The organism is Pseudoalteromonas lipolytica, from assembly GCF_900116435.1.
Taxonomy (GTDB): Bacteria; Pseudomonadota; Gammaproteobacteria; order Enterobacterales; family Alteromonadaceae; genus Pseudoalteromonas; species Pseudoalteromonas lipolytica.
Genome location: NZ_FPAZ01000031.1, coordinates 1 through 9,117, shown reverse-complemented (window position 1 = coordinate 9,117; position 9,117 = coordinate 1). Strand labels below are relative to the sequence as shown.

The window sequence follows — 9,117 nt, the reverse complement described above, 5'->3', positions numbered from 1 at the left end:
CATCTCGTACTTCGTAGCTCGTTGCTTACACCCCTTTCACGGCTAAAGCCCTTCCTACAAGTGATACACACTTCACACGTGGGAGGCGTTTTAACTATACAAGCTCGCATCTCGTAGTTCGTTACTTCTTTACCTCGCTTTTCGATGCTCGTTACTTATAATTTCACGGTTCAAGCCCCTCCTACGCCGTAAATATTTCTGGTAAACTTTTCCTTTGTTTTTTCACTCTGAATGCGCAATGACACAACACTCTCTAACTTTAATCGTATTGGCGGGCGGACTTGGTAGCCGTTTTGGTGGAAATAAGCAAATTGCTGAAATCCCTGGCCTTGGTTGTACCATTATGGAACTTAGCATTGCCGATGCAGTAAACGCGGGGGTAAGCCAAGTTGTCATCGTGATTAATAAAAAAATACGTGCAGAGTTCGAGGCTACCATTTTACCTCGCTTACCTAAATCACTCGACATTGTGCTCGTAGAACAAGAAATCACATCGATACCCACTAAATTTAGCTCTCTAGCCACAACGCGCACTAAACCTTGGGGTACAGGCCACGCACTTTTATGTGCAAAACCGTTTGTTCATAACCCTGCCATTGTGATCACCGCCGATGATTATTACGGTGCTTCATCATTCGAGATTATCGCAGAACATTTTAAACACAACTCGCAGTGGGCAATGGTTGGGTACCCAATTAAAGACACGCTTTCAAAGCAAGGTGGCGTTAACCGAGGGGTATGTAAAGTAGATCAGCAAGGTTATCTTATCGATGTGGTTGAGTATTTAGATATAAAACGTGAGAACAACACGCTTTATGGCAATAACCCACACGGTGAACAGTGCGAAATAGCAAATGATGCACTAGGCTCAATGAGCTTTTGGGGAATTACACCGCGTATTTTTGAGTATTTAGAGAGTGGTTTTTCTGAGTTTCTAGAAGATAATGACAACGGTGTCACAAAAGAGTATTATTTGCCTGACCAAATCCAAAAAGCAATCAAAAACACATTTCAATCAGTGGCTGTCTACCAGGCTCAATCTGCTTGGTATGGTGTTACTTACAGATCAGAGCTAGAAAAGGTTTCAAAAAAGCTTTATGAATTACATCACGGACGAACTAACAACAAGCACACCTGTTCAAATGCAAATTAAAAGTGAATTTCCTATGAAGTCTAACCCAGTTGCAGCGCATTTATCTGAATGTTTTGGCCTAAACAAAGTGGATGTAAGTCTAAAACCAATTGGCAACGGCCACATCAACACCACAATGCTTTTAAAAACGGATGAACATGCGCTAGTTGTGCAAAAGCTCAATACCGATGTGTTTCCACACCCAGAGCAACTGGTCGAAAATGCACGTTTGATTGAACAACATTTAACAGAAAAACACCAAAAAGGTGAGTATGATTTAGACATTATTCGCCATGTACCCACAATAAAAAATGACTTTTTGGTTGAGTACGATCACGGTGTATGGCGTGCACTCGAATTTATTGGCGGCAGTTACAGCGAAGATGTTGTTGCAACGATTTCGCAGGCACAAACTGCAGCCAATGCATTTGGACAATTCGCTCTAGCATTGCAAGACTTTGAAGCTGACCAGCTGCATCATGTCATTCCTAATTTTCATAATTTAGCGATGCGTTTTGACGCTTTCAAAAAGGTCGTCGAACATGACCCAGCAAGCAGAGTTGCGCTTTGCCAAAGCGATATTGACTTTTGCTTAAACCAACATGCGCTAGTCGATGAGCTAAAAGAGCTTGAAGGTAAAATTCCACTTAGACCTTGCCATAACGACACGAAAATAAACAACATGCTTTTTTGTAAGCAGTCAGATGATGCCAAAGCCGTTATCGACCTAGATACCTGCATGCCAGGCTACTGGTTGTTTGATTTTGGTGACATGGTGCGTACATTCTGCTCACCAGAGCAAGAAGACTCTACGAATTTAAACAACGTGCGCGTTCGCGAAGAGATCTTCGCAGCTATCGTAAAAGGTTATGTAGAACCGTTAAAAGAGGTTATTACCGACGCCGAAAAAGAAAGCTTTTGGCTTGGTACAAAAGTCATGACCTTTATGATTGGCCTGCGCTTTTTAACCGACTTTATCGATGGTGATAACTACTTTGCCACCAAGCACGCACACCATAACCTAGAACGTGCCCGCAACCAGTTTGCCCTATACCGCGATATTCTCGCCAAAGAACATACCCTTAAAGCGATTTTAGAGATAAATAAGGGATGAACTAGAGGTTAGCCATCTTCCTTCGCGCGAAATAAATTTCACGCCTACATTAAACCGTAGGCGTTATGCTTGCATGGCGCGTTTGCGCAGCAACCTCTCTTTAGAAATTCGCGGCTAAAGCCCTTCCTACAAGTGATACGCTTCACTGAGAAAAGCAATAAATATTCTCTTCTGTTGGGTTAAATTTCTGTCACTTCCTCTGTGCTCTCTGTGGTTAGAAAAGATCTTTACGCACGAAATAAATTTCACGCCTACATTAAATACAATTGAACCACCGAGGCGCTGCGCGCTACACCGAGAAAAGCATATATTCGCTTAGATCTTTACGCGCAAAATAAATTTCACGCCTACATTAAACCGTAGGCGTTATGCTTGCATGGCGCGTTTGTGCAGCAACTTCTCTTTAGAAATTCGCGGCTAAAGCCCCTCCTACAAGTGATACGCTTCACTGAGAAAAGCAATAAATATTCTCTTCTGTTGAGTTAAATCTCTTCCTCTGTGCTCTCTGTGACCTCTGTGGTTAGAAGAGAACTTTACGCGCGAAATAAATTTCACGCCTACATTAAATACAATTGAACCACCGAGTACACCGAGGCGCTACGCGCTACACCGAGAAAAGCAATATATTCGCTTAGTTACCTATTTAATTTATTGTCACTTCCTCTGTGGCCTCTGTGGCCTCTGTGGCCTCTGTGGTTAGAAAAGATTTTTGTGCGCTAAGGTTCCTCACTTACTTCTTATTACCTTATCTTTGTGGAAAATAGTTTTTATAAAAAATAGGAATAAAAAAAGCCGCATAAAGCGGCTTTTTGAAAGGGTTTATACCCAAAAGATTACTAACAGATTAGTTAGCTACCCGTTACACCTGTTGAAGTGTCACAAGTAAGTTGTTCAGTTTGCGATTCATCAGTACCATCAGCAGTGATAGTGTAAGTTTTATCACCTATTGATTTAAGTGTATCTTTGTACTTAACAGTCACTGTGTATTCTTGACCTGACACTAAATTATCAAGTGTATAAGTACCCGCAGTTTCACCTGGTCTAGCAACCTTCTTAGATTTACCTGATAAACTATATTTAACAAGTGCACCAGAAGCGGCAGTAGTAGCTGTAGAGTCGTTGCTACATTGAGCAGTTAAAGACAGTGTTTCACTAACATATTCAACATCAGCAGGAGCTGAAAGTGAAACATTAACATCACCACAAACAGACACTTCATCTACTGAGTCGTACCATGTGTTACCTTCAACATCACGAACAGTTACTCTTGCTGTAGCACCATCGTAAACACCAGACACATAACGAGCATTTAATGTAGAAGTACCACCTCTAGCAAATAGTGTACCAGCACCATCCGAAGATGCTACGCGGAAAAATAAACCTGACGCTGGAACTTCATCACCAGAGAAAAGTACTCGGATACCCGCTGCACAGTAACTTGAACCTTTAACTGCAGAGAAAAATGTTAAATGGTCAGTCATAAAGCTAGCGTTGTAGAAGCTCCCATCAGCGATTAGATCTTTAACTTCAACTTTTTGAGTTTCAGTTGTCCATACACCTGTGTCTTCGTTTTGAGAAACAAGTGTTAGTTCATCGCCTGTTGTGAAACCTTTATCTGCAGGGATTGCCATTGATACAGTGATAGGCTGAGAAAACTTCTTGATTTTAGTTCCGTTTTCATCAACCATTTCAACACTTGCTACACCTACTGGAGTATACACTGTTTCTGCATCTTCAGAGTTTAAACCTTCAGGAGTAATTGCAGCACCCGCAGAAGAGCTTGTGTCAGCAGCAGTAACTTTTAATGTTACTTTTTCACCAGTAATTGGATCACCTTTTGCGTCAAGTAAAGTAGTGTTTGCAGGAACAGTCACAGCTGCAGTAGCTTTACCGTCAGCAACACCGCTAGTGATAGGGTCAGCTGAACTACCTCCAGAAACAGTAGCGTCAACATTTTTCTTAGCTACACCTTCTGTGTTTTCAGAAACTAGTGCTAGTTCAACTTGCACATCACCTTCACTTAAATCAGATAAATCAATAGTGAAAGTTTTTTGAATATACTCATCGGCCATCACAACAGCAGTTACAGAGGTTGCTTCAGAGCCTTCAGCTAGTTGAAATGTAAAGCTACCGTCATCTGATTCTAAAGAAGTTAGTTTATTACCATCTAAGTCTACAAGGTTAGTGCTTGGTGCACCATTTTCATAAAACATGATAGTAGAAGCTACAACATCAGTAGAAGCTGCATCAACAACGTTACCGTTCACAACCGCACCAAGTGCAATCGGTGCTTCAGGTGGCACAACAACTTCTACAGGTGGATCGATTGGATCCGGTTTATTTTTGTCATCATCGCTTGAACAGCCAGATAAAGCAAAAACTGAAGCTACAGACAAAGCTAGTAGCGTTTTTTTGTTAGTAAGCATAGGGAGTCCTTTTATTCCTTTTCAATTACATTTTTAATAAGGTCGTTAGTTAAACCTATTACTATTTAATCTGTTGCAGCCAAATGCTATTTATGATTAAAAATTATCTAAAGGTTAAATAACAATCACTTTGTTTGCAACTGCTATTTTAACAAGTTTAAGGCTAACTTAATAATTAATTTAGCCCTCAGTCACAAATATAGCTAAAAACTTACATATTCACATAGTAATTACAATGTAAAAATTGTTACCGATACTGTGAATACACTTCTTTTAGTCTTGTTAGGTTACTGTAAACATACTGAGTAGACATACGCCCTTGGTTAAACCATGCGTTATCTAAGTTAACGGCTTTCGCTGGCACATAGGCTTGGTTAAAAACAAGCTGATTATGTGATTCACCAATTTGCGTGCTAACAGCGTGTCGCCACGCATTTGTGCCTTTAACTTGCCCGTATTTAGAAACCGCCATGTCTTTTCTTGGTGACAGCGGAATACTAAATGCCAAACCTACTTTTTGTACGTTGGTGTCTTCTAGGTATACAGCTAGGTAGCTATCGCCAAACCAAAAGCGACTTTCTACTCTTGCACCTGAATCTTCGTACCAAAAATTACCTGCAGTGGCGTGCAGAGTGATATCTTGCTCTACCCAATTAAACTGGTACGACAGTGTTTGGTACTCTTTCGTTAAATCGTAATCTTGGTATTCAAAATAACCAAAATCGGCTGTTACTTTGTGGCGACCTTCAGGGCTTAACCAGCCGGTTTCGTTTCGTACACCCATAAAGTCGTAGCGGTCTTTCATATAACCTAATTGTGTTTGGTTATAAAAGCCCCATGGTAAAGCAAAAGTTTGATATAACATGGCGCGATCAAAATCGCTTTCTTCACGATAATGCTTAAACGGGGCATTTTCTTCAAAGTCATCACTGTCGGTTACATGTACTTGACCGCCCAGGCTAATACCTGCACCTTTCCAAAGGGGTATATCTACATCGGCTCTTAATGCTAATGAGTAATCAAGCACACCTAGCTCAGTCGCATGCGAACTTGTTAATGCTGGCGATAACGTTACACGTGGCTTAAAGTAAGGGCTATTAGCCGAAGTTAAACCAATCCACGATAGCCCTGCAGGCATGCTCATAGCACCTAGATTTACTTGTAAGTCTGGGCTTGCGTTGTTGTTTAAAAATGCGTTGTAGTTACTAACTTTACCAATCACATGAAATTGCGGAATTTCGTATTTTTCTAATTGTACATAAAACTCGGTATTTTGATCTTCTATGTGCTCAGCCACACGCCCCAATACTAAGCCTAATGCGTCAAGGTCGTTTTGGTTAAATACAGCATTCTCGAACTTAACAACTAATTGGTTTTGTTTATTGTAGCCAACCAATATATTTTCAAAGCCATCATTAGATAAAGCACGTTTTAATGATAACGCCTCATTATTCATTTGCTTTTTATTGTGTAAGTGCTCGGGTTTAGTAACCTGTGCGGGCAATGTAGTAACTGGTTTATATGCAGCTTGTTTGTGTGAGCTATTTTGGAGCGTACTATTTTTAGGCGCACTGTCAGTAATAATCGTTTGCTTAGCAGTGGGTGTTGCTGTAACTGGAGCTGCTTCTAATTTTTGTATTTTTGCTGCGCGCGGGCTTAGCGGTAAACTAAAGTTAACACCCCAATAGGTATCGTCTTCAGCAAAATCTGAGTTACTGTAAAAGCGGCTAGTAAACGTAAGCGTACCTATATCGTACAACCACTTTTTAGGAATAGTCACACGCGCGGCTGCATTAAATGCATCGGCGTCGTGCTCTGCTTGCAACGCAAACCAGTCGAATGGTTGCCATTCAACACCCGCAAATGGGCCATCCATTTGGCCGCTTAGTCGGTCACTTACAGAGTAACCAGCAGAAAACCTAAAGTCCCATAATTCTTTAGAGGCAACAGCGTAATAGGTTTCATAATTATTCGCTGCACCGCCAATGTCTTTAGCGCCTAGTGCAACACTAAACCACTCTGCAGGGATTAATGGTAATTGATACTTAGCATTAAACGATAAGTCGCGTAACTGTCCACGCCCTTCACTGTAAAATAAGTTATCATGCATTGAATTAGAGGCAATTTGACCACTGACCTCAAGGCCATCAAACAAGCCTGCCGAAAAAATGTAATTATGACCATCAAGGTATTTCACGCCACGCAAGTCGAGTTGGTTATTGTAACCAATATCAATCATGCCTTTATCAAGCACACTTGCGTTTGGTGTATTTATAAGCCCAGAGTAACCAGCAAAAGATTGATACGCAGTTATTTCATCTGCAGCCAGAGCCGGAGCGCACAGGGTTGCTACCCCACCAAAAATCAAAGTGTTTGCCTTTAGCATAACTCGAGTCCATGAAGAATTATTTAGAATTTTAATAAACGTCAATATAACATTAATTAAGCAAATTAGTTAGCTGTACATGCTTAAAAAGTTAACATAACACTTTACATTTTGCTGCTCATTAAAGTACAAAAAACATCCCCCCCATCTTTAGAGTTAAGCACCTAATACACAATGTTTTTATATATGAACTAATTAAAAATATGTAACTCCCCGCTTTTATAACACTCGTGTATTACTTTTTTGCGACTATGTTACTAACTAGCGCTAAGCGTTTAACCTTATGCTTTACGCCTTGAATTTTGAACCTACGCCTTGCGTGTACAAAAAAGCTTAGTTATGTTTTTAATACTCACACTTTGAGTTGAAACTGAGCTTTTTTACAAACAAAGGTTGTCCCCATATCCGTTTAAATCTACTCTAAAGCTAACTATAAGGATATACCTATGCATATTAAACACCATGGAGCGGTAAACGGTGTAACGGGCTCATGCCACCAGCTCATATTTAATGAACAAAGCTCTTTACTCATCGACTGTGGGATTTTTCAGGGCGAAGACAGCAATCACAGCCCTCACATTAATTTTGATATTTCAACTGTAAAAGCCCTTATCGTGACTCATTGCCATATTGATCACGTTGGCCGTATTCCGTACTTACTTGCCGCAGGGTTTAAAGGCCCTATTTATACATCGCCAGCCAGTGCAAAATTATTACCGTTGGTCATTGAAGATGCATTAAAAGTGGGCGTAACCCGCAATGAAAGCATGATCCGCACGTGCCTTAAATTACTAAAGCAACAAATCGTAGTTGTACCGTTTAATACATGGCTAAAACTAACCCCTTTAATTAACGATGTAAGTATAAAGTTTAAACGAGCGGGCCATATTCTCGGCTCAGCGTACATTGAAGTCGATATAGGCAGAACACCGAATAAACACAGAGTGGTGTTTTCTGGTGATTTAGGTGCCCCCTATACACCATTGCTACCGACCCCTAAGCCACCTTACAAAGCTGATACTCTCGTTATTGAGTCAACCTACGGTGATAAAAACCATCAAGGTAGAAAAGAGCGAGTAAACGTACTTAAAAATATTATTGAGCGTGCAGTAAGCGATAACGGCGTAGTACTGATACCTGCCTTTAGTATTGGCCGTACCCAAGAGTTACTTTACGAATTAGAGCAAATTATAAGCGCAACAAGTAAGCATTCACTTTGGCGTAAACTACAGGTAATTGTAGACTCCCCTATGGCTGCTAACTTTACGAATGAATATATACACTTTAAAGACCTGTGGGATAACGAGGCCAAAAACAGGGTAAGTAAAGGCCGTCATCCGCTCGATTTTAGCCAGTTACATACCATCGACACACATCAAGAGCACCAAGCGCTCATTAACTTTTTAGCATCTAAACGACAGCCTGCAATTATTATTGCAGCCAGTGGCATGTGCAGTGGTGGACGAATTGTTAACTATTTAGAGCGCTTTCTTGAAGATACAACAACTGACGTTATTTTTGTTGGGTATCAAGGCAGAGGCACCCTAGGAAGAGATATTCAAACCTATGGCCCGCGCGGTGGTTATGTATTTATAAATAACAAAAAAGTGACTATAAACGCGCAAATACATACCATTAGCGGCTACAGTGCTCATGCGGATCAAAAAGGTTTATTAAGATTTGTAACGGGCATGAAAAAGAAACCATCTCTTATCAGAATCGTCCACGGCGATGACGAAGCAAAAGAAACCCTCGCCAATAAATACCGTGAGTTACTTGGCGATAAAGTAAAAATTGAGATAGGCACAGAATAAAGTAAAGCCGCTCACACTTCGTCAGTAGTACTTGTAAAAACCGCTTCGACTGTGTTTTTGGTTAAACCATTTTTGAACCACCGAGAAAACCCTTTCACTTCCTCTGTGCTCTCTGTGACCTCTGTGGTGCGAAAAAGATCTTTACGCGCGAAATAAATTTCACGCCTACATTAAACCGTAGGCGTTATGCTTGCATGGCGCGTTTGCTCAGCAACTTCTCTTTTAAAATTCACGGCTAAAGCCCT

At 40.7% G+C, this 9,117-nt stretch carries 5 protein-coding genes; 3 read left to right on the top strand and 2 right to left on the bottom strand.

The annotated features are described in order from the left end of the window. Positions 1-238: 238 nt before the first annotated feature. Both BM378_RS19855 and BM378_RS19850 read left to right on the top strand, forming a co-directional pair. Positions 239-1,153 carry an NTP transferase domain-containing protein gene (locus BM378_RS19855; RefSeq protein ID WP_083422951.1) on the top strand — a complete coding sequence of 305 codons (915 nt, stop codon included), beginning with the start codon at positions 239-241 and terminating at the stop codon, positions 1,151-1,153. 13 nt (positions 1,154-1,166) lie between these two features. Next, positions 1,167-2,246 carry a phosphotransferase enzyme family protein gene (locus BM378_RS19850; RefSeq protein WP_074989861.1) on the top strand — a complete coding sequence of 360 codons (1,080 nt, stop codon included), beginning with the start codon at positions 1,167-1,169 and terminating at the stop codon, positions 2,244-2,246. Between the two features lie 848 nt (positions 2,247-3,094). Here the strand turns inward: BM378_RS19850 and BM378_RS19845 are convergent. Then, entirely contained in the window at positions 3,095-4,672 is a 1,578-nt protein-coding gene (locus BM378_RS19845; RefSeq protein ID WP_065979525.1) for a hypothetical protein, read from the bottom strand. Between the two features lie 247 nt (positions 4,673-4,919). Further along, on the bottom strand, positions 4,920-7,058 hold the full coding sequence (locus BM378_RS19840) for a YjbH domain-containing protein (protein ID WP_074989857.1): 2,139 nt from the start codon (positions 7,056-7,058) through the stop codon (positions 4,920-4,922). Between the two features lie 446 nt (positions 7,059-7,504). Here BM378_RS19840 and BM378_RS19835 point away from each other — a divergent pair, with 446 nt between their 5' ends. Further along, on the top strand, positions 7,505-8,872 hold the full coding sequence (locus BM378_RS19835; protein WP_074989856.1) for an MBL fold metallo-hydrolase RNA specificity domain-containing protein: 1,368 nt from the start codon (positions 7,505-7,507) through the stop codon (positions 8,870-8,872). The last annotated feature ends 245 nt before the right edge of the window (positions 8,873-9,117 follow it).

What these genes read in the sequence shown, in the direction of transcription:
- BM378_RS19855 (WP_083422951.1), top strand. Translation starts at nt 239, where the DNA reads ATGACACAACACTCTCTAACTTTAATCGTATTGGCGGGCGGACTTGGT.
- BM378_RS19850 (WP_074989861.1), top strand. Translation starts at nt 1,167, where the DNA reads ATGAAGTCTAACCCAGTTGCAGCGCATTTATCTGAATGTTTTGGCCTA.
- BM378_RS19845 (WP_065979525.1), bottom strand. Translation starts at nt 4,672, where the DNA reads ATGCTTACTAACAAAAAAACGCTACTAGCTTTGTCTGTAGCTTCAGTT.
- BM378_RS19840 (WP_074989857.1), bottom strand. Translation starts at nt 7,058, where the DNA reads ATGCTAAAGGCAAACACTTTGATTTTTGGTGGGGTAGCAACCCTGTGC.
- BM378_RS19835 (WP_074989856.1), top strand. Translation starts at nt 7,505, where the DNA reads ATGCATATTAAACACCATGGAGCGGTAAACGGTGTAACGGGCTCATGC.